The organism is Desulfarculaceae bacterium (assembly GCA_020444545.1).
Lineage (GTDB): Bacteria > Desulfobacterota > Desulfarculia > Desulfarculales > Desulfarculaceae > Desulfoferula.
The window spans coordinates 1-23935 of sequence record JAHLKT010000001.1 but is presented as its reverse complement, the minus strand read 5'-3'; the positions used below and the strand labels follow the sequence as shown (position 1 = coordinate 23935).

General features: G+C 67.5%; 25 protein-coding genes. 15 read left to right on the top strand and 10 right to left on the bottom strand.

The features are described 5' to 3' along the window. Position 1: 1 nt before the first annotated feature. From KQH53_00125 to KQH53_00095, 7 genes are all read right to left on the bottom strand, one after another. Positions 2-430, bottom strand: a complete 429-nt coding sequence (locus tag KQH53_00125; GenBank protein ID MCB2225052.1) for an iron-sulfur cluster assembly scaffold protein — start codon at positions 428-430, stop codon at positions 2-4. Next, positions 430-807, bottom strand: coding sequence for a dinitrogenase iron-molybdenum cofactor biosynthesis protein (locus KQH53_00120; protein ID MCB2225051.1), 378 nt, complete (start codon positions 805-807; stop codon positions 430-432). The genes KQH53_00125 and KQH53_00120 overlap by 1 nt, the downstream gene beginning before the upstream one ends. 49 nt (positions 808-856) lie before the next feature. Further along, positions 857-1735, bottom strand: a complete 879-nt coding sequence (locus tag KQH53_00115; GenBank protein ID MCB2225050.1) for an ATP-binding protein — start codon at positions 1733-1735, stop codon at positions 857-859. After that, on the bottom strand, positions 1728-2609 hold the full coding sequence (locus KQH53_00110; GenBank protein ID MCB2225049.1) for an ATP-binding protein: 882 nt from the start codon (positions 2607-2609) through the stop codon (positions 1728-1730). The genes KQH53_00115 and KQH53_00110 overlap by 8 nt, the downstream gene beginning before the upstream one ends. Continuing rightward, on the bottom strand, positions 2606-2965 hold the full coding sequence (locus KQH53_00105; GenBank protein ID MCB2225048.1) for a NifB/NifX family molybdenum-iron cluster-binding protein: 360 nt from the start codon (positions 2963-2965) through the stop codon (positions 2606-2608). The genes KQH53_00110 and KQH53_00105 overlap by 4 nt, the downstream gene beginning before the upstream one ends. Continuing rightward, positions 2965-3822 (bottom strand): Mrp/NBP35 family ATP-binding protein, encoded by an 858-nt coding sequence (locus KQH53_00100; GenBank protein MCB2225047.1) that lies wholly within the window; start codon positions 3820-3822, stop codon positions 2965-2967. The genes KQH53_00105 and KQH53_00100 overlap by 1 nt, the downstream gene beginning before the upstream one ends. A gap of 309 nt (positions 3823-4131) precedes the next feature. Next, a complete protein-coding gene (locus KQH53_00095; protein ID MCB2225046.1) occupies positions 4132-5478 on the bottom strand; it encodes a sigma 54-interacting transcriptional regulator in 1347 nt (448 codons plus the stop codon). A gap of 342 nt (positions 5479-5820) precedes the next feature. Between KQH53_00095 and KQH53_00090 the strand changes: the two genes are divergently transcribed. The 15 genes from KQH53_00090 (at position 5821) to KQH53_00020 (ending at position 20963) form a co-directional block, all read left to right on the top strand. Continuing rightward, positions 5821-7740: a TonB-dependent receptor plug domain-containing protein gene (locus KQH53_00090; GenBank protein MCB2225045.1), complete on the top strand. Its 1920-nt coding sequence runs from the start codon at positions 5821-5823 to the stop codon at positions 7738-7740. A 66-nt stretch (positions 7741-7806) separates the two neighbouring features. Next, positions 7807-8913 (top strand): iron ABC transporter permease, encoded by a 1107-nt coding sequence (locus tag KQH53_00085; GenBank protein ID MCB2225044.1) that lies wholly within the window; start codon positions 7807-7809, stop codon positions 8911-8913. Continuing rightward, on the top strand, positions 8910-9725 hold the full coding sequence (locus KQH53_00080) for an ABC transporter ATP-binding protein (GenBank protein ID MCB2225043.1): 816 nt from the start codon (positions 8910-8912) through the stop codon (positions 9723-9725). The genes KQH53_00085 and KQH53_00080 overlap by 4 nt, the downstream gene beginning before the upstream one ends. 11 nt (positions 9726-9736) lie before the next feature. Beyond that, the gene (locus KQH53_00075; GenBank protein ID MCB2225042.1) at positions 9737-10834 is read left to right on the top strand and encodes an iron ABC transporter substrate-binding protein; all 1098 of its coding nucleotides are present in this window, start codon (positions 9737-9739) and stop codon (positions 10832-10834) included. A gap of 2 nt (positions 10835-10836) precedes the next feature. Then, the gene (locus KQH53_00070) at positions 10837-11463 is read left to right on the top strand and encodes a methyltransferase domain-containing protein (protein ID MCB2225041.1); all 627 of its coding nucleotides are present in this window, start codon (positions 10837-10839) and stop codon (positions 11461-11463) included. 36 nt (positions 11464-11499) lie between these two features. Then, positions 11500-12105 carry a TraR/DksA C4-type zinc finger protein gene (locus KQH53_00065; GenBank protein MCB2225040.1) on the top strand — a complete coding sequence of 202 codons (606 nt, stop codon included), beginning with the start codon at positions 11500-11502 and terminating at the stop codon, positions 12103-12105. Positions 12106-12177: 72 nt separating this feature from the next. Next, positions 12178-13086: a hypothetical protein gene (locus KQH53_00060; protein ID MCB2225039.1), complete on the top strand. Its 909-nt coding sequence runs from the start codon at positions 12178-12180 to the stop codon at positions 13084-13086. A 323-nt stretch (positions 13087-13409) separates the two neighbouring features. After that, positions 13410-14591, top strand: a complete 1182-nt coding sequence (locus KQH53_00055; GenBank protein MCB2225038.1) for a hypothetical protein — start codon at positions 13410-13412, stop codon at positions 14589-14591. A gap of 33 nt (positions 14592-14624) precedes the next feature. Further along, the gene (locus KQH53_00050) at positions 14625-14912 is read left to right on the top strand and encodes an amphi-Trp domain-containing protein (protein MCB2225037.1); all 288 of its coding nucleotides are present in this window, start codon (positions 14625-14627) and stop codon (positions 14910-14912) included. A 30-nt stretch (positions 14913-14942) separates the two neighbouring features. Further along, positions 14943-16583 carry a phosphotransferase gene (locus KQH53_00045; GenBank protein ID MCB2225036.1) on the top strand — a complete coding sequence of 547 codons (1641 nt, stop codon included), beginning with the start codon at positions 14943-14945 and terminating at the stop codon, positions 16581-16583. A 20-nt stretch (positions 16584-16603) separates the two neighbouring features. Beyond that, complete coding sequence (locus tag KQH53_00040; protein MCB2225035.1) at positions 16604-17500, top strand: GAK system ATP-grasp enzyme; 897 nt, start codon at positions 16604-16606, stop codon at positions 17498-17500. Next, entirely contained in the window at positions 17497-18576 is a 1080-nt protein-coding gene (locus tag KQH53_00035; GenBank protein ID MCB2225034.1) for an HprK-related kinase B, read from the top strand. Before KQH53_00040 ends, KQH53_00035 begins: the two co-directional genes overlap by 4 nt. Beyond that, positions 18573-19766, top strand: coding sequence for a GAK system CofD-like protein (locus KQH53_00030; protein ID MCB2225033.1), 1194 nt, complete (start codon positions 18573-18575; stop codon positions 19764-19766). The genes KQH53_00035 and KQH53_00030 overlap by 4 nt, the downstream gene beginning before the upstream one ends. A 103-nt stretch (positions 19767-19869) precedes the next feature. Continuing rightward, the gene (locus KQH53_00025; protein MCB2225032.1) at positions 19870-20328 is read left to right on the top strand and encodes an amphi-Trp domain-containing protein; all 459 of its coding nucleotides are present in this window, start codon (positions 19870-19872) and stop codon (positions 20326-20328) included. 11 nt (positions 20329-20339) lie between these two features. Next, a complete protein-coding gene (locus tag KQH53_00020; GenBank protein ID MCB2225031.1) occupies positions 20340-20963 on the top strand; it encodes a GAK system XXXCH domain-containing protein in 624 nt (207 codons plus the stop codon). A gap of 78 nt (positions 20964-21041) precedes the next feature. On the opposite strand, the gene KQH53_00015 is transcribed toward KQH53_00020, so the two are convergent. The 3 genes from KQH53_00015 to KQH53_00005 form a co-directional block, all read right to left on the bottom strand. Beyond that, positions 21042-22886, bottom strand: a complete 1845-nt coding sequence (locus KQH53_00015) for a DUF4445 domain-containing protein (GenBank protein ID MCB2225030.1) — start codon at positions 22884-22886, stop codon at positions 21042-21044. Between the two features lie 97 nt (positions 22887-22983). Then, on the bottom strand, positions 22984-23631 hold the full coding sequence (locus KQH53_00010) for a corrinoid protein (GenBank protein MCB2225029.1): 648 nt from the start codon (positions 23629-23631) through the stop codon (positions 22984-22986). A gap of 36 nt (positions 23632-23667) precedes the next feature. Further along, positions 23668-23935, bottom strand: a 268-nt coding sequence (locus KQH53_00005) for a hypothetical protein (protein ID MCB2225028.1), incomplete at its 5' end; no start/stop codon positions are given.

The window sequence follows — 23935 nt, the reverse complement described above, 5'->3', positions numbered from 1 at the left end:
CTCAACTCCCGGGGGCGGCCGCCGGGGCGCCCGTGCCGGCCCGGCGGTAATGGTCGGCAATAGCCTCACCCAGGGTGTTTACCACCAGGCGGGCGCAGTGCAGATGGTCTTCGGGCAGACCGCCCAACTCCTTTTCCACGTCCTCGGGCCCCAGGTTCAGGGCCTGGTCGATCTCCAGGCCCTGGGCCAGTTTGCCCAGGGCGCTGGCGCAGACCACGGTGTAGAGGCAGCCGTGAGGCACCACCCCGATCTCGGCGATGCGCTCGTCCTCCACCCTTAGCACCACGTCCACCGAGTCGCCGCACTGGCCGGTCTCCGTGGCCTCGCCGGTGGCCCCGGCGGGGCGGGCCTGGTTGCCCGGAGCCTCGGCATGGCGCAAGAAGCGCATGTCCAGAGGCCCGGACGGTAGGTGGCTACGGGCCTGGCTCATTAGTGACCGCCGCCTCCACCGCAGGTCTGCTCCTGGGTGAAGCGGGGCAGCTTGCCCTGCAACAGGGCCTGCACCGCGTCGCCCACCGTGCCCTGGCCGCCCTGGTAGACCTCGATGCCCACCTGGTTGAAGCCCATCAGGGGGCGCATGCCCATGCCGCCGGCCACCAGGACTTTCACACCCTGAGAGGCCAGATAGTGCACCGGGGCCATGCAGCCGCCCTGCTGGTGGGGCACGTTGGGCACGATCTTGTGGCCCGCCACCTCGCCGTCCTTCACCTCCACCAGGGTGTAAAGGTCGCAATGGCCGAAGTGGGCGCCCAGGAAGGACTCCATGCCGCCGGGGGCGTTGGAGGGGAAGGCAATTAGAGCGTTCATTGTGGTCGTCTCCATATGGTTTGGTTCTTTCTCGCGGCCGGTGGGGCGCTTAGGCGCCCAGGCCGGCCTTGTCCGCAATGCGTTGCCAGGCCTCCTTGAGGGCGGAGGCCAGGCCGTTGTCGCTGTACTCGGTTATCACCAGCCCCTTGACCATGGCCTCGGTCATGGCCGGGTCGTAGGGCAAAAGGGCCAGCACCTCCAGGCCCTGCTGCGCACAATAGTCGCTTATGGCCCGGGTCTGCTCGGCGTTGAGGTCATGCTTGTTCACGATCACCCCGGCGGGCACCTTGAAGTGGGTGCACAGCTCCACCACCCGCTCCAGGTCGTGGCGGCCGCTGGGGGTGGGCTCGGTCACGATCACCGCCAGGTCGGTGCCCGACAGGGAGCTGATCACCGGGCAGCCGATGCCCGGAGGGCCGTCGCTTAGGATCAGCTCCAGGCCCTGCTCATCGGCCAGCTCCCGGGCCCGGCCCCGGAGAAGGGCCACCAGGCGGCCCGAGTTCTCCTCGCCGGGAAAGAGCTGGGCGTGCACCATGGGCCCCAGCCGGGTGCCCGATATCTGCCAGTCACCGCAGTAGCGCTGGGGAAAATCCACCGCCTGCTCGGGGCAGAGCACCACGCAGAGCTTGCAGCCTTCGCACTTGAACGGGTCCACCGCGAAAGCCCCGTCCACTTCGCGGATGGCGTCGAAGCGGCATTTTTCCGCGCAGAGCCCGCAGGCCACGCAGCGCTCGGGGTCGATCTCTGCCTGGTTGCCGGAGCGGAACTCGTGCTCCTCCAGGGCCTCGGGGTGGAGCAGCAGATGCAGGTCCGGGGCGTCCACGTCCAGGTCGCAGATCACCTTGCTTGTCGCCAGCTGGGCAAAGGCCCCGGTCAGCGAGGTCTTGCCCGTGCCGCCCTTGCCGCTGATCACCAGCACCTCAGGCATGGGCCGCCTCCTTGCTTTGCGAGGCCAGATACAGCTCACGGGTGTTGGCGGCCAGCTCCCGGAAGGCCTGGTTGAGCTCGGGGGTGGCCTGGGCCACGATCTGCCCTTGGGAATAACTCTCGGCCACCTCCCGGCTGAAAGGCAGCTCGGCCAGGATGGGGATGCCCTTTTCCCGGCAGAAGGCGGCCAGTTTGCCGTCGCCCAGCCCGGCCCGGTTGATCACCGCGCCCATGGGCTTGTTCAGGGGCCCGAAGGCCTCCCAGGCCAGGGTGAAGTCGTAGAGCCCGAAGGGGGTGGGCTCGCTGACCAACAGGATCACGTCGGAGTCCATCACCGCGTTCACCGCCGGGCAGCTCACTCCCGGCGGGCAGTCGATGATCACGTCGCCGGGGCGCTGGGAGTTCAGCTCGGCCAGGCGCTTTTTCACCGCGCGCATCAGGGGAGGGCTCATGGCTTCCCCCACCCGCAGGCGGCCCATGACAAAGCCCATATCCCCGGAGGAGCCCCAAAGCACCTCGCCCAGCTCGCGATGGTCCGGACTCAAGGCGCCCTGGGGGCACACCTCAAGACAGGCCCCGCAACCGTGGCACATCTCGGGAAAGGCCAGGAGCACATCGCCGAAAAGGCTGATGGCCTTGAACTGGCACACGTCCGAGCACTTGCCGCAGGCGTCGCAGAGTCCCTCGTCCAGGCGCGGCACCTCCAGGGTCGCCTTGGCCGAACCGGAAATCTCCGGGCACAGAAACAGGTGCAGGTTGGGCTCCTCCACGTCCAGGTCCACCGCGGTCACCGGCGTGTCCCACACCGAGCACAGGGAGGCCGAGACCGTGGTCTTGCCGGTGCCCCCCTTGCCGCTGGCCACGGCTACGATCATCGCCCGCCGCCCATGGGCCGGTCGTCGGGCTTGAGGGTGCCCTGGCGATAGGCCAACAGGGCCTCCTCCACGCTACCCTCGGCGCCCTGCACCACGGTGATGCCCACCGCCTGCAAGGCTTGCATGGCCTTGGGGCCCACCAGCCCGCTGACCACCACCTTGGCCCCGGAGCGGGCCACCGCCTCGGCGGCCTGGATGCCCGCCCCGCTGGACATGTCGCGCGAGGTGCTGTTGTCCAGCACCACGAAGGCGTCGTCGTTGTCGTCCACCACCAGGAAGTAGGCGGCCCGCCCGAAACGGGGGTCCACTTGGCTTTCCAGATTCTTGCCCTGACTACTAATCGCTATCTTGGCCATCAGCCTTGGCTCCTTTCGCCAAACTCGTCCAACACGCGCTCCACCAGACCGTTCCAGGCGTTGTCCGCCCCGGCCTCGCGGGCCATGTACTGAATCAATCGTCCACCGTCCGCCGCCGCCCGGAGCCCCGGATCCCAGGGCATACTGGCCAGGAGCTTGATGCCGAAGCGCTCCGCCGTGGCCTGGCCGCCGCCGTGGCCCAGGAGGTCGATCTCCCCGCCGCAGTGGGGGCAGGTGAGCCCGGCCATGTTCTCCACCAGGCCCAGCATGGGCATCTCCACCTGCACACAGAAGTCCAGGGACTTGCGCAGGTCGGCCAGGGCGATCTCCTGGGGCGTGGTCACCATCACCGCGCGGGCGTCCTTCACTTCCTGGGCCACGGTGAGCGGCTCGTCGCCGGTGCCCGGAGGGGCGTCGATGATCAGATAGTCCAACCCGCCCCAGCTCACGTCGCCCATGAGCTGCTTGATCACCCCGATCTTCATGGGGCCGCGCCAGATGATGGAGGTCTCCTTGTTGGGGATGAGCAACTCCACGCTCATCACCTTGAGCCCGTCCTCCACCACCACCGGAGCGATGAGCTGCTCGGCCTCGTTAACGCTGGCGTGGCCCATGACCCCCAACATGCGGGGGATGGAAGGCCCGTGCAGGTCCACGTCCAACAGGCCCACCGCCTTGCCCCGCGAGGCCAAGCCCACGGCCAGCTGGGCGGCCACGGTGGACTTGCCCACCCCGCCCTTGCCGCTCATGACGATGAGCTTGTGTTTGATGCCCGCCAGGGAATGGCTTAGGCGCTCGTCCAGGGGGTCGGCTTGGGGTGCGCCGGGGCCCGGCGCCATGGGGATGTCCTGGTTCATGCTGCTCTCTCCAAAGGCCCCGGCTGGGTCCCGGCGGCCGATTCCGCCGGGACCCGGGGCTCGCACAGGCGAATCAAAAGGTTTCGGTCAAGGGTTCTCTCCACCGGTTTACTACGGAGGCTTTTGGCCGGGGCCAAACCGCGAAACCCCGGACAGCCGCCTAATATACAAGTCCCGTACCAAAGCGGGGCTCGTGGGCTAAGCGTCCGGGATCAGGGAGTTATGGCAAATAGAGTCTAGGGAAGGGGTTTGCGTGGGTTAATTGCAAAATGAAAGGGTTAATTGCAATCTGAAATGAAAAGGCAACCCTCAGGGCAACAGGCCATAGCGCTTCATCTTGCGCCACAGGGTGGTGGGCGAGATGCCCAGGGCCGCGGCGGTGCGCCCCCGGTGCCCGCTGTTCAGGGCCAGGGCCTGCTCCATGGCCGCCCGCTCCCGCTGCTCCAGGTTCAGCTGGGGCGCGGCCGCGCCCGCCCCCCCGGAGGCCGCGCTTTGCAGGCCCGCCGGGAGGTGGCGCACCTCCAGGGCCCGGCCCTGGGCCAGCACCAGGGCGTGCTCCAGGGCGTTTTGCAGCTCGCGCACGTTGCCCGGCCAGGGATACTCCATCAGCCGGGCCATGGCCTGGGGGCTGATGCGCCGCACCGGCTCGCCCCGCTCGGCGGCCAGGCGCTCCAGAAAGTGATCGGCCAACAGGGGGATGTCCTCGCGCCGCTCGCGCAGGGGCGGCAGCTTCAGCTCCACCACGTTGAGGCGGTAGTAGAGGTCCTGGCGAAAGGCCCCCCGGGCCATCTCGCCCTCCAGGTCGCGGTGGGTGGCGGCCACCACCCGCGCGTCGGCCTTGCGGGCCTGGTTGCTGCCCAGGGGCGAATACTCCCCGCTGTCCAGGGCCCTGAGAAGCTTCACCTGCAAGCCCAGGGGCAAATCGCCCACCTCGTCCAGGAACAGGGTGCCCCCCTGGGCGGCGGCCAGGCGGCCCTGGCGCTCGCGGTCCGCCCCGGTGAAGGCCCCCCGCACGTGGCCGAAGAGCTCGCTCTCCATGAGCGCCTCGGGGATGGCCGCGCAGTTCACGGCAACGAAAGGCCCCTCGTGGCGGGGGGAGAGATCGTGCAGGGCGCGGGCCACCAGCTCCTTGCCCGTGCCGCTCTCGCCCCGGATGAGCACCGTGGCCCCGGAGCGGGCCGCCTCGGGCAACACCCGGAACAGGGCGCGCATGGGCTCGGACTTGCCCTTCAAGTCGCAGAAGGTGTAGCCCTCGGTGATGCGCTTGAGCAGATGATGCACCTGGCTCAGGTCGCGGAAGGTCTCCACCCCGCCCATGACCCGGCCCGAGCCGTCGCGCATAACCGCCGTGCGGATGCGCACCGGGATCAGCCGGCCATCGGCCCCGGTCACCTCCACGTCCACCTCCAGGCCCGGCTCGCCGGTGGCCATGGACTGCCTGAGAGGGCAGCCGGTGCCGCAGATGCCCGCGCGCAAGATCTCGCGGCACTTCTTGCCCACGGCCTGATCGGCGCTGATGCCGGTGATGTTCTGGGCCGCCTGGTTGAAGCTCAGGATGCGCATATCGGGGTCAACCGTGAAGACCCCCTCGGTGATGGAGTCCAGGATCAGCTCGGTGATCCCCTGGCTGGGCGCGGTCTGGGCGGGCGTGGTCATGGCCAAATCCTCGTTGCGGGTGGGCGGGTAAAAGCTCCCGCGCCCTTGAATTGTACCCCTTTCATTTTGAAATACCATATTGTAGAAGGCGATTCTTGCCTCGGCCCATTATCGGCCCTCCGTGCCTTCTGGTCTTGCTTGACACATATCCCGGCCAGTGATACTGATTATTCAATTCGCGCTAGAAAGCGCGGCGTTTCAGACCGAAAAACCTAGCGAAGCACCGGCCAGAAGGCAGGGGAGACCAAGTTCCCAAAACGCCTTCTGGCTTTTTTTGTACCCGGCGATCAAGGCTGACCATGAAGACGGCGCGCTGGATAAGCCAAGAGAGGGGAGAGGATAATGGCCGGCTTCATGGCGAGGCTGAGCGCCCTGACGGTGCTCTGTATATTGATCGCGGTCCCTAGCGGCCCGGCTTGGGCCCAGGACAAAGACAAGGACGAGAAAAAGACCCATAAGAGCGAGATGGTGGTGGTCTCCTCACCCATCATCGAGGGCAACCAGGTCAACAAACTGGGCAGCGAGATCACGGTGGTCAGCGAGCAGCAGATCGACGACATGAACGCGGGCGACGTGCCTTCGGCGCTGCGGCGCACCCCGGGCGTGGTGATCAGCCGCCACAACCCGGTGGGCTCCTTTGGCGGCGGCGCGGGCGGCGCGGTGTTCGTGCGCGGCATGGGCACCGGGCGGCCGGGCCAGGATATCGTCACCACCATCGACGGCATCCCCATGGTGGTGGGGGTGTGGAACCACTCGGTGATGGACATGCTCTCCATCGACAACGTGCAGGCCATCGAGGTGTACAAGGGCGCCCAGCCGGTGTTGTTCGGCAACAACTCCTTCGCGGTGATCAACCTGGTGCCCAAGTACCAGAAGGACGACGGCTTCGACGGCAAGTTCAAGCTTTCGGGCGGCTCCTTCAACACCCTGGTGGAGGTGGCCAAGACCGGCGGCAAGGTGGAGGGCTTCGACTACTACCTGGTGCAGAGTTACCGCTACAGCGACGGCCAGCGCGACCACTCCGGCGGCTCGCTGCAAAACTACTACGGCAACATCGGCTACAGCTTTGACGACCATCTGCGCTTCAGCCTGCTGGTAAACCACACCAGCAACTGGTCCGACGACCCCGGCCCCGAAGGCCATCCCGAGCTGAGCGACGGCACCTTCAAGACCCGCGACACCGTGACCATCGCCAAGCTGGACAACAAGTACGACTGGGGTTACGGCTATATCAAGGGCTATTGGGACGACGGCCATCTGGACTGGCAGGACCAGAGCGACGGCAGCGACACCCGCACCGATTACAGCAACTACGGGGCCCGGGCCCGCCAGACCCTGACCATGTGGGAGGGCGGGGCCCTCACCCTGGGCCTGGATTTGGACTACATCTCGGGCAAGGTGCTCATCGTCAGGGCCACAGGCAAGCAGAACGGCGGCCAAAAGGAGACCTTCCGCCTCACCCAGCCCTACGCGGCCATAAGCCAGGAGTTCAAGCTGGGCGAGTTCACCTTCATCCCCTCCGGCGGCCTGCGCTACTTCAACCACAGCGAGTTCAGCGACGAGGTCGGCTACCAGGCCGGGGCCATTCTGCGCTACAAGCAGAGCGAGCTGCACGCCAACTTCGCCCACACCTATAACTACCCCGGGGTCTACGTGGTGCAGCAGTCTAACCTGTTCTGGCACAACACCCTGTGGGAGGACCTCAAGCCCGAGGAGCTCAACCACTTCGAGATCGGCGTGGCCCACCGCTTCGCCTCCTGGATCAAGGCGGACCTCACCTACTTCCGCGACCAGGGCAGCGACCGCCTGGTGCTGGTCTATGGCCCGCCCCACTGGGAAAACATCGGCGACTTCGACAACCAGGGCGTGGAGGCCACCCTCACCTTCGACCCCATGCGCGACCTGTCGCTGTTCATCGGCGGCACCTACATGGACCGCAGCCCGGAGGACACCCCTTACGCGCCGCAGTGGAGCGGCTCGGCCGGGGCCAACTGGAACTTCTTCCCCGGCTTCCTGATCAGCGTGGACGCCATGTACGTGGACAACTACTACGTGAGCGACACCCGCTACGCCGGGGCGCGCAACCAGGTGGACGGCTACCTGATCTTCAACGCCAAGCTGAGCTACGAGTTCCCCCTGTGGGGCCTGGACATGAAGGTCTTTGCTGCGGGCGAAAACCTGACCAACCAGGACTACGAGTACAAGCCCGGCTACCCCATGCCGGGCATCAACGGGATGCTGGGCGTGGAGTTCAGCTTCTAAGGACCACGGGCGGGGCGTCCCTCGGGCGCCTCGCCCGCGCCAAAAAGCGGAGAGAGAACATCTAGCATGAAGAGCCACCCCGCCAGCCTGCCCCCCACCGCCGCCGCGGGCCTCACCCAGCGCTACGGCGCGGGCCTTCGGCGGCGCTACCTGCTCCTGGCGGCCCTAGCCGCGGTCACGCTGCTGTTGGGCCTGCAAGCGGTGGCCGTGGGCTCCTACGATCTCTCGCCCTTCAAGGTGCTGATGATCCTCCTGGGCCGGGGGGAGGGCGCTTCCGACGTGGTGGTGTGGAACATCCGCCTGCCGCGCATCACCGCCGCCCTGGTCACCGGCTGGGGCCTGGGGCTCTCGGGCCTGATGACCCAGAGCCTGCTGCGCAACCCATTGGCCTCGCCCTTCACCCTGGGCATGAGCCACGGGGCCATGTTCGGCGCGGCATTCGCCATCGTGTTCATGGGCGCGGGCGAGGTGACCACCGCCGGGCTCTACACCGCGGACACCGGCATGTTCATGTTCTCCAGCCTCTACGCGGTCACCCTCATGGCCTTTGCCGGGGCCATGCTGGCCACCGGGGTCATCCTGCTCCTGGCCCGTATGCGCCAGATGAGCGCCTCGTCGGTCATCCTGGCCGGGGTGGCCATGTCCTCGCTGTTCATGTCCGGCACCATCCTGGTGCAATACTTCGCCACCGAGACCGAGATCGCCACGGTGGTGTTCTGGACCTTCGGCGACGTGGCCCGCTCCAACTGGCAGGAGATCGGCCTGCTGGGGGTGGCCACCCTGCTGGTCAGCGCCTATTTCCTGCGCCGCCGCTGGGACCTGAACGCCCTGTTGGCCGGGGAGGAGACCGCCTCGGGCCTGGGGGTGAACGTCACCAGCCTAAGGCTGGTGGGCATGCTCCTGGCCTCGCTACTGGTGGCCCTGGCCACCGCCTTCCACGGCATCATCGCCTTTTTGGGCCTGTTGGCCCCGCACATCAGCCGCCGCCTGGTGGGCGGGGACCACCGCCTTCTGGTGCCCTGCTCGGGCCTGGTGGGGGCCCTGCTGCTCATCGCGGCCGACACCATCGGGCGCTTGCTGGTGGGCTCGGGCAGCCTGCCGGTGGGGGTGCTCACCTCCTTCATGGGCGCGCCCCTATTCCTCTATCTCTTGCTGAAAGGGGACCGGCGATGACCCTGGAAGCCAGAGACCTGCACTTCGGCTACAACGGCCGCGAGGTGCTCCGGGGCCTTAGTCTTTCGCTCCTGCACGGCGAGACGGTGGGCATCCTGGGCATCAACGGCGCGGGCAAGTCCACCCTGCTCAAGTGCCTGGACCGCATCCTGCGCCCCAGCCAAGGGGTGGTCATGGTGGAGGATCAAAACCTGGCCAAGCTGGGCGGCCAGGCCATTGCCCGGCTCATCGGCTATGTGGCCCAGAGTCAGGAGCGCGAACCGCTCAGCGTGTTCGACGCGGTGCTCCTGGGCCGCAAGCCCCATATCCAATGGAACGCCACGGCCCACGACCTGGAGGTGGTCAGCGGTGTGATCACCCAGATGGGCCTGGAGGATCTGGCGCTCCGGCCCGTGGCCAGCCTGAGCGGCGGCGAGGCCCAGAAGGTGGTCATCGCCCGGGCCCTGGCCCAGGAGCCGCACCTGCTGCTCCTGGACGAGCCCACCAGCAACCTGGACCTGCGCAACCAGTTGGAGGTCATGGAGCTCTTGGTGCACGCGGTGCGCCGCCAAGGCCTGGGCGCGGCGGTGTGCCTGCACGACATCAACCTGGCCCTGCGCTACATGGACCGCCTGGTGCTCATGGTGCAAGGCAAGGTGCACGCCCTGCTCACCCCGCCGGAGCTCACCGGCAAGCACATCCGCGAGGTCTACGGCATCGAGGCGGTGTTGGCCGAGGTGCAGGGCCAGCGGGTGGTGATACCCCAAGCCGCGGCCCGCCGCGCCCCCGCCGCCCCGGCGCCCGAGGGCCCGGCCCATCATCGACACGCTTAGGAGCAAACAAGATGACTCGCTTGAAATCCTACCGCCTGCTGGCCGCCGCCCTGGCCGCCTGCCTGCTGCTCATCGCCGCGCCCGCCCTGGCCAAGGGCAAGACCATAACCGACATGACCGGCCGCAAGGTGACGGTGCCCGCCTCGGTGGAGCGCATCGTGTGCCTGGGGCCGGGCTGTCTGCGCCTGATCGTGTATCTGCAAGCCACGGACAAGGTGGTGGGCATCGAGGGCTTCGAGAAGCGCTTCCCCGGCGGGCGGCCCTATTTCTACGCCCAACCGCAGCTGGCCAAGCTGCCCACCATCACCCCGGGCGGGGTCGCGGCCATCAACAACCTGCCCGACCTGGAGGGGGTGCTGGGGGCCAAGCCCCAGGTGGTGTTCATCACCTACCTGGAAAGGGCCAAGGCCGATCGTCTGCAAGGCCTGCTGAACATTCCGGTGGTGGTGCTCTCCTACGGCCCCTTCGCCTCTTTCAGCAAGGTGGTGCTGGACTCCATGAAGCTGGCCGGCGAGGTGCTAAATAAACAGCAGCGGGCCCAAGCGGTGGTGGACTATCTGCTGGCCCTGCAAAAGGACCTGGCCCAACGCGGCGCCCAGGGCGGGCCCGCCCCGGCGGCCTACGTGGGCGGCATTGGCTTCAAGGGGGTGCACGGCCTGGAGAGCACGGACCCCAACTATCTGCCCTTCCGCTGGTTGGGGGCCAAGAACCTGGCCGCAGGGTTGGCCAAGGGCGGCCACCTGATGGTGGACAAGGAAAGGCTCTTGAAGCTCAACCCGCCGGTGATCTTCGTGGACGGCGGCGGCCTCACCCTGGTGGCGGCGGATTACGCCAAGAAGCCCGGCTATTACCAGACCCTGCGCGCCTTCCAGGACGGCCAGGTGTACGTGCTCTTCCCCTTCAACTGGTACACCACCAACCTGGGCACCGCCTTTGCCGATGCCTACGCCATCGGCAAGGTGCTCAAGCCGAAGGCCTTCGCGGACGTGGACCTGGCCTCCAAGGCAGACGAGCTCTATGCCTTCCTGAACGGCAAGCCGGTGTACGCGGCCATGGCCAAGCGTTACGGTCCCTTGGGGGCCAAACCGTCCTTCATGGAAAAGAAGTAGTCATGAACCAGGATAAGGCCGAGTTCTTCGACGCCCAGGTGGAGGCCGACTGGGCCGCCATCGAATACGGCGAGACTGAGCGCCCCAAGCTGGCCCGTTTGCTGGCGTCCGGGGAACTGGGTCCGGGCCAGGCGGTGCTGGAGCCGGGCTGCGGCACCGGACGCCTCACCGCCGAGCTGGCCTCGGTGGTGGGGCCGGGCGGCCGCCTGCTGGCTCTGGACATCAGCCAGGGCATGGTGGATGTCTGCCGCCGGCGGGTTGCGGGCATGTCCTGGGTGCGGGTGGAGCGGGCCGCGGTGGAGGAGCTGCCCGCCGAGCCTCAGAGCTACCACCGCGTGATCTGCCACCAGGTCTTCCCCCACTTCGACGACCAACCCGCCGCCCTGGAGCGCCTGGCCTGGCTGCTCAAGCCGGGCGGGGTGCTCCTGGTGGTGCACTTCATGCCCAAGGCCTTTATCAACGACACCCACCGCAAGGCGGGCACCGTGGTGGAGCGGGACATGCTGCCCCCGGACGACGAGATGCGCGCCATGATGAGCGCGGCCGGCCTGGTGGTGGAGACCCTCTTGGACGACGAGTTGGGCTACCTGGTCAAGGCTCGTCGGCCCGCCCCCCAAACGGCCTCATAAACATGCAATCCAATACCAACCATCGGAGATGATCCCATGGCTGAATGCCAACTGACCCCCGCGCAGGTAGAACGCGCCATCGACTTCCACGGCCACTGGTGCCCGGGCCTGGCCATCGGCCTTAGGGCCGGCGAGTACGTGGTCAACGAGATGGGCCGCGCCGAGGACGAGGAGATCGTGGCCCTGGTGGAGACCGACATGTGCGCGGTGGACGCCATCCAGGCGCTCACCGGCTGCACCTTCGGCAAGGGCAACCTCAAGTTCATCGACAACGGCAAGCTGGCCTTCACCTTCTACCGCCGCAGCGACGGTTCCGGGGTGCGCCTGGTCTTCGACGCCGGCCGCCTGGGCGGCCCGGAGTCGGAGTTCACCAAGCTCAACCAGCAACTGGCCCAGGGCGTAATCAGCCCGGAGGACAAGAAGCGCCTCATGGCCCTGCGAGAGGAGCGCAGCAGCGACATCATGGACGCGCCGCTGGGCGAGCTGTTCGAGGTCAAGGAGCCCATGGTGCCCATGCCCCATCAGGCCCGCCTGCTGGCCAGCCTCAAGTGCGAGGAGTGCGGCGAGGCGGTGATGGAGTCGCGCACCCGCCGCCTGGAGGGGCGCACCCTGTGCATCCCCTGCTACGAGGGCAAGGGCTAGGCCCCTTTCGCGCGGCTTCGCCCCCGGATCGATCATCTTTGCGCCCCGCCCCGGCGGGGAGGGAGCAGCCTCATGCCCGGCCAGGCCGGAAACGCCACGCCCAATTTTCATCACGGCTTTTTCTATCTGATCGGCTGCGGTCCCGGCGGACCGGCCACTGCCACCTTGCAGGCCCTGGAGGTCATGGAGCGCATGGACGTGATACTGGCTCCGGCCCGCCAGGCCCGTCTGTTCGCGGACTACATCGGCGACACCACAATCGCTTTCGACCCCTGGGAAGGCTTCTGGGATTACGAGGGCAAGCACTTCGCCACCCTGAGCCCGGAGGATCTGCCCCTGTTCCGGGCCAACCGCCAGGCCAAGTTCACGGCCCATGTTGAACAGGTGCAGGAAATGCTGGACCGGGGCCTGGATGTGGGCCTCTTGGAATTCGGCAATCCCTGCCTCTTCGGGCCGGGCCACTCCTACGCCGAGAAGTGCAAACCCCAGGAGGTGATCGTCATCCCCGGCCTGGGGGCCGACGCCGCGGCCCTGGCCGCGCTCAAGGCCAGCATCCTGCCCGCCCACGACGCCCGCTTTCTCATCCAGGCCGCGCCCTTTGTGCTCACCGGCCACGGCCTGGCCCCGGACATGAGCCTGGCCGAGCCTGACCAGGCGGCCCGGGAGCTGCTGAAACTCCTGGCCGGGCAGGAGCACAGCGCCATTTTCTATATGGCCCTGGCCGACGCGCCCCACTTGTTCGAGGTGCTTTCGGACTACCTGGCTCCGGACCTGCCCTGCGCGGTGGTCTATTGGGCCGGAGACCTGGAGCGCCAGCGGGTGCTGCGCGGCAGCCTGGCCGAGATGCCCGCCCTGTTGGCCGAGGACCCGGAGCGCTTCATGGGGTTGTTGCTCCTGGGGCGCTTCTTGGAGGGCAAGCCCTTCAGCGCGGCCCACGAGAACGCCCCGGTTATGAGAGAGCCCGGCGCCGTGGGCGAATAAAACCAGCCTCCTGATAAGGGCGCGTTCGGCCACCCCGCCGGACCCCGCCCCCTCCCCGCAACGGGGCGGCCCAGCCAAGCCGCCCCGTTGTTTTGCCCCGTCCCCATGCGCCCCGTGCGCCCTGGACCCTCCCAAGCCCAGGCAGCCTGGGCCTTTGGTCCCTTGCCGGGCCAAGTTCACCAAACCTTCACCCTTTCGTAACAATTCGGCCCTCATACTGGGGATAGATTAATTGTCAGTTTGCGGCCGGGGGCTTAGGCCCTGGCCGAACCAGGCATCCCGGAGGCGGAAGCCCCGCGGGGCGCGAAGGTGAGTAACGACCTATGTCCGACAACAAGCCCATCCTGACCTCCTGCGCCCCGGCTCCGCCCGATTTGACAGCTTGGGACCTGGACAAAGCCACCCGGGATATCAGCGAAGAGGACGAGCGGACCTACCTGTCCATCGTGGACATCGAGCTGAGCCCCGAGCAGCGCGAAATGGTGCTCACGCCCAGCGCGGTGTATCCCCGCCAGAAGGAGCTCCTGGCCATCCACTGGCATCCCGAGTGGATACCCATGGAGCTCATCGCCGGGCGGGTGGAGGCCATGTTCCCCAATGCTGAGACCAGCCTGATCATCCCCACCCAGCACAACCAGCTGCTCACCTGGGGCGGGTTCGCCGGGGCGGAGATCGACTGCTACTCCTCGGGCTTCCAGCGCAAGGTGCAGCTTCTGCTGCATTTGAGCGCCGCCAAGCTGAAGGACGCCGGGGTGCTTTCCTCCATGCTGGCCCACACCTTCAAATACCGCTCCAGCCAGCTGTTCCAGTTCATGGACACCATCGTCGACCCTGCCTACGAGGGAGACCTGGAAGAGGCGGTGGTGGAGACCGGGGCCGGGCCCGAGGTGGTGGCCTTCGTGCGCTTTTGCACCGCACGCCTGGGCAAGCTCATGGAGCTTTACGAGGACCGCACCCCGCCGGCCATGATCAAGAACAAGCTCCTTAGCGAGTATGTCGAGGCCATGAGTCTCCAGCACCCGGCCATCAACCCGCGCCGGGCGTTGCTGCTGCTCAGCGCGGTCAAGAAGATCGTGAAGAGCAAGTTCTCCCTGGACTACTTCTACCGGGCCTCGGAGGTGATCGAGGAAACCCGCTCCCTGGGCGGCGGGGTGGTCATCCCCCATCCCGAGCAGTTCTGGCCCATCCTGTTGGCCGACTACGACGTGGACGGCTACGAGGTGTGGAACCCCCAGTCCCGCGAGTACACCGAGTTTCTCATCGGCGCCCTGACCCGCAAGAACCGCGAAGGCTGTTTGAATGGCCGCGAGCTGCTCATCTTCATGGGCGACGACACCCACCTGTCGGTGAAGATCAAGGAACCGGCGCGGGTGGAGCGCGCCAAGCTGGAACGCGAGGTGGGCCTGCAACCCGCCTGGGACGAGCTGGCCATCAGCAAGAGCCTCAGCCTGGCCGGGGCCAGCCGCGAGCAAGTAATCGAACAATACCGCGAGCGCCTGGCATAGCCGCCGGGCGGCGCACGGGAGAAGGCATTCGTCATGTCCGAGCAGATGGGGCGATTCAAGCACCAGTCCATGCAGGACCCGCAGTCCATCGTCCGCTACCTCGCCGCGCTGAAAGACGGCTTCCAAAGCGGGGCCCTGGTCTTTTCCACCAACGGCAAGCGCCTGGTGCTCAAGCCCCAGGGCCTGGTGAACCTGGAGGTGGAGGCCAAGCGCAAGGGCGAGGGCATCAAGCTGACCCTCAAATTCCGCTGGAACGAGGAGGAGCCCGCCACCGAAGAGGGCGGGCAGCCTCTGCTCATTGAAACCTATCAAAGCAAGTAGCCGCCGAGGCGGCCGCGGAAATCCGGCCTGATGAGCACACTGGACGAGCTCAGGGAAAACTTCCGCTTCATGGTCAGCGCGGTCACCTCCCAGGTGGAGCAGACCCTGAAGTTCCTGCAAGCCCCCTCCCACCGGGGCATGGACAAGATCGCCTCGGGCGACGACTACATCGACACCCTCAAGAGCCTTATCGAGGAAAAGACCTTCACCCTGCTCATGACCCCCCAGGGCATGAGCAAGCAGCAGGTGGCCCTACTTCGCTCCATGAACACCATCACCAGCAACCTGGAGCGCATGGCCGACTTCGCGGTGAACATCCCCCGCCAGATGAACCACCTCTCGGTGGCGTCCTTTGTGGGGGGCTTCGGTTTCGAGGAGATGTTCCAGGAGGTGCTCTCGGGCCTGAGCCACATCGTGCGCGCGGTGGAGCGCCACGACGCCAGCCTGGCCTTCCGCATCTGCCAGTGCGAGTTCAACCTGGACAACTTGCACCAGGAGCGCTTCGCCAGGGTGCTGAGCGAGCTGCGCGACGGCGGCGAGCCCGGCGACCTGGTCACCGCCCTGTTCATCTCCAACTACCTGGAGCGCATGGGCGACAGCCTGTTGAACATCGGCGAGGCCATCCTGTTCTCGGTGATGGGCGAGAAGATGAAGATTCATCAGTACCGCGCCCTCACCGACGGCCTGGGGGCCAGCGGGGAAAAGCCGCCCATCTCCCAGGTGGAGTTCGAGTCCATCTGGGGCACCCGCTCTGGCTGCCGCATCGGCGTGACCCGCAAGCCCAGCGAGGAAGCGGCCCGGCCGGTGCTGTTCAAGCACGGCAACCTGGCCAAGCTATCCAGCGAGAAGGAGAACACCGAGCGCTGGGACAAGATCATCCCCGGCCTGCCCCCCAAGATATGGGAGTTCCAGCCCGACGGCGAGGGCAACGCCTCGGTGCTCATGGAGTACCTCACCGGCTGCACCTTGCAGGACATGGTGCTCAACGCCCAGGAGGAAGACCTGGGCAACGCTCTGTTCCTTTTGGAGGAGACCCTGGGTCACGCCTGGAGCGTGACCCGCAAGCCGGAGCCGGTGTCCGCCGACTTCGTGGGCCAACTGAGACGCCGCCAGGACGCGGTGTTTCGCATGCACCCGGAGCTAGACACCGGGCAGCTGGGCATCGGGGATTTGCCCCTGCACTCCTTCGGCAGCCGGCTGGGCATGTTGGAAGAGGCCACCGAAGGCCTGATCGCGCCCTTTTCGGTGCTCATTCACGGCGATTTGAATTTGAACAACATCATCTACAGCGGCGACCAGGAGCGCATTCACTTCATCGACCTGCACCGCTCCCGGGAGACCGACTACGCGCAAGACGTGTCGGTGTTTTTGGTCTCCAATTTCCGGCTGCCGGTTTTCCAGCGCGAAATGCGCGCCCGGGTGGAGGCCGCCATCGAAGCCTTCTTGCGCTTCGCCCGCAAGTTCGCCCAGCTCACCGGCGACGAGACCTTCCAGGCCCGCCTGACCCTGGGCCTGGCCCGCAGCCTGTTCAGCTCCACCCGCTTCGAGATGAACCGCCGTTTCGCGCGGGACATGTTCCTGCGCTCGGTATACTTGATGGAAAAGCTCTTGCAGCACCAAGGGCAACCCTGGGCCGAGTTCCGCTACCCGGAAAAGGCCCTGATCTACTAAGCTAACCTCAAGCCATGAGGATGACGGCAGTGACGGCACAGTTGAAAATCGCGGTGGTGGGGTTGCCCGGAGGCTGGTCCAGCGAACGTCTGGCCGACGCCCTGGCCGAGCGCACCGGCTTTCGCCTGCTGGTGGATTTGGGCCAGGTCTCCTGCGACCTGAGCACCGGCAAGGCCTGGTGCCAGGACGTGGAGCTCACCGCCCTGGACGGCCTGGCGGTCAAAAAGGTGGGCCCGGCCTACAGCCCGGAGCTTCTGGACCGCCTGGAGCTGCTGCGCTTCATCGAGGCCCAGGGGGTGCGCATCTTCTCCCGGCCCTCCAAGATCATCGCGGTGCTCAACCGCCTCACCTGCACGGTCAGCCTGGCCGCGGCGGGCATCCCCCTGCCGCCCACCGTGGTCACCGAGGACGTGGAGCAGGCGGCCCGGGCCATCGAGGGCTTCGGCCCCAGCGTGCTCAAGCCGCTCTACACCTCCAAGGCGCGGGGCATGGCGCTCATCGACCCGGCCAACGGGGTGCGCGAGGACCTGGCCAACTTCAAGGCCTCGGGCAACCAGATCATCTACGCCCAGAAGCGCCTGGAGCTGCCGGGCCAGGACCTGGGCCTGGTCTTCCTGGGCGGCGAGTATCTGGCCACCTACGCCCGGGTGGGCAGCCGCGACTCCTGGAACACCACCCACCGCGCCGGAGGCCGCTACGCCGCCTACCAGCCCGAACCGGCGGTGATCGAGATGGCGAGCAAGGCCCAGGCAATCTTCGGCCTGGATTTCACCAGCGTGGACGTGGCCGAAACCGCCGATGGCCCGGTGGTCTTTGAGGTATCGGCCTTCGGCGGCTTCCGGGGCCTCTTGGAGGGCTGCGGCATCGACGCGGCTGCGGCCTACGCCGATCACATCGGCAAGGAGCTGGGCGCATGAGCCTCTTTCGCAGCGTGGCCGAGATGGCCACCCGCCTGAGCGACGAGCTTCCCCCGGAGCATGACCTGGGCCTGTCCCTGGCCGGCTGGGAGATGCGGGTGGCAAGCAACAGCCTCGCCCTGATCGAGGAGCTCAAGGACTATTTCGGCCCCTTCGTGGCCCCGGTGGCGCAGGGAGCCTTGTGCATCACCGCCCTGGAGACCGCGCCCCTAGACACCGGCCTGGCCTTGCAGCAAAAGCAGCCCGACCCGGGCAAGAAGAAGATCAAGGAAGAATGGGCCGATCTGGCCGACGGCCGGGTGGTCAGGAAACGCCTCACCGGCATGATCTTCGCCTTTGGCAAGGAGGTGCATCTGGCGGTGGGGCCCTGCCTGGCCAACAGCAACCAGGTGGTCAACTTCATCAACAGCCGCATGATCCAGCTGGAGCTGGACCAGGGCGCCCTGTTGGCCCACGCCGCCGGGGTGTGCCGCCCGGGGGGCGGCGGCCTGGGGCTGGCCGGTTTCTCGGGCATGGGCAAGTCCACCCTGGCCCTGCACCTGATGAGCCTAGGCGCCACCTTCATCTCCAACGATCGCCTGCTGGTGCGCCGCCGGGAGGGCAGGGCGCGGATGACCGGAGTGCCCAAGCTGCCCCGCATCAATCCGGGCACCGCCCTGAACAACCCCGACCTGACCGGTGTGATCCCGGTGAGCGAGCGGGAGCAGTTCGCCGAGCTGACCGGCAGCGAGATCTGGGATTTGGAGCACAAGTACGACGTGAATGTGGCCGAGTGCTTCGGCCCGGACCGCTTCAAGCTCAGCGGCCCCCTGGACGCCCTAGCCCTGCTCAACTGGCAACGCGAGGGCGGGCCCCTGGATATGCGCCTGGTCGACCTGGCCGCGCGGCCCGACCTGCTGGCCGCTTTTAAAAAAGACTGGGGCCTGTTCTTCCTGAGCAATGGCAACGAGCCAGACCACTCGGACCGGGCCTATCTGGAGGCCCTGAGCGGAGTGAGAGTCTACGAGCTCGGCGGCGGGGTGGACTTCCTGGGCGCGGCCTCGCGGCTCTACGACGCCCTGGGTGAGACGGCGTGACCCGCGACAAGGCCATCCACGTCACCCGCCGGGTGCCCCTGCCCGACCCTCGCAAGCTGGCCCGTTTGGAGCGCGCCCCGGAGCTGGGGCCCAACATCCTGTTCTTCAGCGGAGGCAGCGCGCTGGGCCCCCTGTGCCGGGTGCTGGTGCGCTACACCCATAACAGCACCCATCTGATCACGCCCTTTGACTCGGGCGGTTCCTCGGCCACCCTGCGCAAGGCCTTCAACATGCCGGCGGTGGGCGATCTTCGCAACCGCATGATGGCCTTGGCCGACCGCACGGTGTGGGGCAACCCCGAGGTGGGGCGGCTGTTCGCCACCCGCCTGGACAAGGGCGCCTCGCCGGAGGAGCTGCGCCGCAAGCTGACCGCCCTGGTGGAGGGCTCCGACCCCCTGGTGGCCGACATCCCCGACCCCATGCGCAAGATCGTGCGCAGCCACCTGGGTTTCGCGGCCGAGGCCCTGCCCGAAGACTTCGACCTGCGCGGGGCCAGCCTGGGCAATCTGGTGCTGGTGGGCGGCTACCTCAATCAGGGCCGTCATCTTGACCCGGTGATCTACATGTTCTCCAAGCTGGCCCTGGTGCGGGGCACGGTGCGCCCGGTGGTCAGCCAGGATCTGCAACTGGCCGCTCGCCTGGCCGACGGCTCCCTGGTGGTGGGCCAGCATCTGCTCACCGGCCGCGAGGTGCCTCCGCTGGCCTCGCCCATCCGCGAGCTTTACTTGAGCGGCAGCGACGGCAGCCCGGTGGAGGCTCCCCTGATCCGGGACAAGGTGCGCGGCCTCATCGAGCAGGCCGAGCTGATCTGCTACCCCATGGGCAGCTTCTACTCCAGCCTGGTGGCCAACCTGCTGCCCGCCGGGGTGCGCGAGGCCATCTCGGCCAACGCCTGCCCCAAGGTCTATGTGCCCAGCACCGGGCGCGACCCCGAGGTGGTTGAGCCCAGCGTGGCCTTCCAGACCGCCGAGCTGCTGCGTTACCTGCGCCAGGGGCAAGACATCCCGGCGGGCGAGCTGTTGCATTACGTGCTGGTGGACCGGGACCAAGGCGTGTACCCCGGCGGGGTGGATGCCGAGGCGGTCGAGGCCCTGGGCGTGCGGCTGGTGGACGCCCCCTTGGTGAACCCGCAAGACCCGGAGCGCCTGGACCCCGAGGCCCTGGCCGGAGTGTTGGCCTCTTTGGTGTGACCGCGCCATAACCGGCGGCCCCGCGCCGCGCCCGATACCGGCTAGGGGCGCGGGAGGCAGGCCGAAGCAATAGCGGTGTCAATCTCCAAGCAAGGACAAGCGCATGGGCAAGAATGAAATCTCCTACAAGGCGGGCCTCGGCGCCTCCCAGGCCCTGGGCCATTTGGAGGACTTGGTGCGGAAGCTCAAGGCCGGCTCGGTGTGCCTGCAAGTGGGCGGGGAGCACGTGAGCCTGACCTTGGATTCCGGCGCGCCCCTGGAGCTGAGCCTCAGCGCCTCGCAAAAAAAGGGCAAGAACCGCCTGTCCCTGGAGCTGAGCTGGAAAGACCTGCAACGCGGCGAGGGGGCCGTGCCCGCCATGGTCATCAGCAGCGAGCCCCCGGCCCCGGAGCCGTCTCCCGCGCCCGCCGCGCCGGCCCGGGAGCCTGCGGCTCCCAAGGCCGCCAAGCCCGCCGCGGCCCCAAAGACCGCCGCGCCCAAAACCAAACGAGCCGCCTCGCCCAAGAGGGCCGCTGCCAAGAAAAGCACCCGCAAAAAGGCCGCAAGCGCCAAAACCAAGTGAGGGTATGAGACATGCCGAACGATCCCAACAAGAAAAAGGCCAAGCACGCCTTTAGCCGCGAGGAAGCGGTGGAGTATCTGCGCCGTCTGGCCGACCAGCTGGAGGACGGCTCCATCCAGGTGAGCAACGAGGAGATGGAGTTCGAGGGCCTGATCAAGGTCAAGGAAGAGCTCAAGACCAAAAAGGGCAAGACCTCGGTGAAGGTGCAGTTCAAGGTCTCCACCCAGGAGGTTCTCCACCAGGACGAGGCCGCCGAGGCCCCGGAAGGCGGCGAGCTGTCGGTGAGCGAGCCCGCGCCCGAGGAAAACCAGGCCGACGAGGTGCTGGAGCCCGGCGAGCAGCCTTCTTCCTACAAGAAGCTCAAGAAGCTCATGGGCAAGCGCTTCAAGGAGATCGGTAAGGCCCTGGCCGAGGGCGGCCAGGTCAGCCCGGCCGAGGTCGCGCTGTTCTGCGACAACTGCCTGCACATGATCAGCTTCCAGGACGAGGACAAAGGCGCGGCCATGTATCCCCAGTTCGAGGCCGCGGCCCAGGCCCTCCGGGTGGCCGGCGAGAGCGGCGACCCGGCGGCGATCAAGGAGGCCTACGACCTCTTGGACGCCCAGAAAAAAGCCTGCCACAAGGAATTCAAGTAGCCGCGTCCAGCGCCCACCTGCAATAAAACCGGGGCGGCCGCCTGGCCGCTCCGGTTTGTTGTTTTGGGGGAGTGCCGCTCAGGCCGGGGGGAAGGGAATGTTGTCCACGAACAGGTCGTTGAACAAGGGGTGGCCCGACAGCTCCACGTAGCCCATGGCCTCGGATAGCTCCAGGGCCCGGCGGCGCTGGCGGGTGCTGAGCAGGGCCATCACCGCGCCCACTCCGGCGGCGTTGCCCACGCCCTCGATGGCCGCCGCCGGCACCTCGGGGAACATGCCCAGGCGGCGCGCCTCGGCCGGGTCCAGATAGTTGCCGAAAGCCCCGGCCAACAACACCCGCTCCAGCTTGGCCACGCCCATCTGCTTCATGAGCACCTCGGCCCCGGCCCGGATGGCCGCCTTGGCCAGTTGCAGCTCGGCCACGTCCGCCGCGCTGAGCACCAGGGCTTGGCCGTGGCCGGTGCTCTCGGCCTTGGCGGCCAGGTACTCCGGGCCCCGTTCGCCCTTGCGCAGGTGCTCCCCGGTGCGCTCCTGGTCGAAGCGGCCCGACTCTCCCAAGGCCCCGGCCTCCAGCAGGCAGCTGAGCACAGACACCAGGCCCGAGCCGCAGAAGCCGATAGGCGCCGCGCCTTCGATCACCGCCAGCTCCAGGGGCAGGCCGCCGGTGTCCGCCAGGCGGGCGCGCTCCACCGCGCCGGGAGCGCCGCGCATGCCCTGGCCGATATGCCCGCCCTCCAGGGCCGGGCCCGCTGCCGTGGAGCAGGCCAGCATCTGGCCGTGGGCGGCCAGGACCATCTCGCCGTTGGTGCCCAGGTCCAGGATGAGGGTGGGCTCCTCCAGCCGGTCCGCGCCCACGGCCAGGGCGGCGGCCACGATGTCCGCGCCCACGAAACCGGCCTTGAGCGGCAGCCAGTGCAACCAGGCCTCGGGGGCCAGTTTCAGGCCCAGCTCCCGCGCCTTGAGCTCCACCGGCCGCCGGGCCAGAGGGGCGTAGGGCGCCTGGGCCAGACCGGCGGGGTCCAGGCGCAGGAAGATGTGGTGCATGGCCGAGTTTCCCACCATGACGCATTCCAGGATGCGCCCCACATCGGCCCCGGCCTGGGCGCAGGCGTCGCGGGCCAGCTGATTTAGGCTCTTCACCGCCGCCGCGCTCATCTCTTCCAGGGCCTGGGGGTCGCCCTGGCAGGCGGAGATGCGGCTGATCACGTCCGCGCCCCAGTGGCCTTGCGGGTTCAGGGCCGCGCTCACCGACAATAGCTGGCCGTCGCTCAGGTCGCAGAGATAGGCCACCATGGTGGTGGTGCCCAGGTCCACGGCCAGGCCCAGGGCGGGCGGGGCCCCGGCCGGGCGCAGCGCCACCACCTCGCGGCCGTGGCGCAAGTACGCGCTAAGGCGGCCGTGGCTCTCGGCCAGCAGGCCGGGCAGGGCGCGCATCAGGCCCATGGGCAGCTCGAAGCCGCCCTCGGGCCCATGGCCGCAGGCCTGGGCCAGGGCCGCGAAGAGGCGCTCGCGGGCCGCCTCGGGCGCTTCCAGGCTGGGGGCGCTCAGGCTCAGCTCGTGGCTGGTGATGGCGGGCTCCACCTCCAGGCCCTCGGCGCGGCCGCTGGTGAGGATCACCGCCTCGCCCCGGCGGCTCTCCGGCGGCACGAACACCGTGCCCCCGCCGGGCAGGGCGCACTGGCAGGCCAGGCGCAGGCCCTCGGCCAGGCGCGGGCCTAACAGGGCCTTTTCCCCCGGGGTGGGCGGGGTGGCCTCGCCCTCGGGGCGCACCCGGCACTTGCCGCAGAGCCCCTTGCCGCCGCAGGGCGCTTCCAGTCCCACGCCGGCGGCCTGGGCCGCTTGCAGCAGGTTCTGCTCCGGCCGGGCCGGGGCGCTCTGGTTGGCGGGCTCGAAAATTATCTCAGGCTGAAGATCAGGAGGCATGTCCGCTCCCAGCGAAGAATTAAAATGCGCGCGGGGCGCCGGAGGGGTGGGGTGGACGCCCCGCGCGCTGCTTGGGACCGGGGAAGGGAGGGGTTTTCTAGCTCAGTCCCATTAGCTTCTGGATCGTCTTTACCGCGTCCACCGCGTCGGTGGCGTGACCGTCGGCCCCGCAGGTGTCCACCGCGAACTTGGCGGTCACCGCCGCGCCGCCGCAGACCACCTTGACCTTGCCGCCCAGGTCGGACTCCTTGAGAGCCTGGACCGTGGCCTTGACGTGCGGGTCGCCGGTGGTGAGCAGGCTGGAGAGCCCCACCACGTCGGCGCCCAGCTCACGGGCCTTTTCCACGAAGCTCTCGGGCGGCACGTTCTCACCGATATTGTGCACCGCGAAGCCCGAGCTTTCCAGCATAAGAACCACCAGGTTCTTGCCGATGTCGTGCAAATCGCCGAACACGGTGCCGATGACCACGGTGCCCACGGTCTCCTTCTGGGCGCCCTGGGCGTCCAGCAGGGGCTTGATCACGTCCAGGCCGGTCTGCATGGTGCGGGCGGCGATCATCATCTCGGGCACGAAGATCTTCTTGGCCTCGAAGCGGGCGCCCACTTCTTTCATGGCCTCGATCATGTAGTCGTTAATGATCTCCTGGGGATTGGCGCCGTCGTCCAGGGCGGTCTGCACCAGCCCGGCGATCTCCTTGCGTTTGCCCTTGCCCACTGCCTCTTTGATAGCGTTCAGGTCTGCCACGGTCAGCTCCTCGTCAATTAAATTTGACCCCAGGACCTAGTCGTCCTCGGGGAATTGCTCGCGATAAGCGGTGATGAAGTTCATGGCGAACTCGTCCTTGCCGGTCATCAGGTCGGTAAGGAGCAGGGTCCGCTTAACCTCCCACACCGTGGGGTCGGTGATGGGGCAGGTGAGCCCGGCCATCACCGCCATGGCCAGGAAGGCGGCGTTGATGGAGCGGCGGTCGGGCAGGCCGAAGGACACGTTGCTGGCCCCGATGGTCTGGTTGACCCCCAGCTTGTCGCGGATGCCGCTCAAGGCGCTG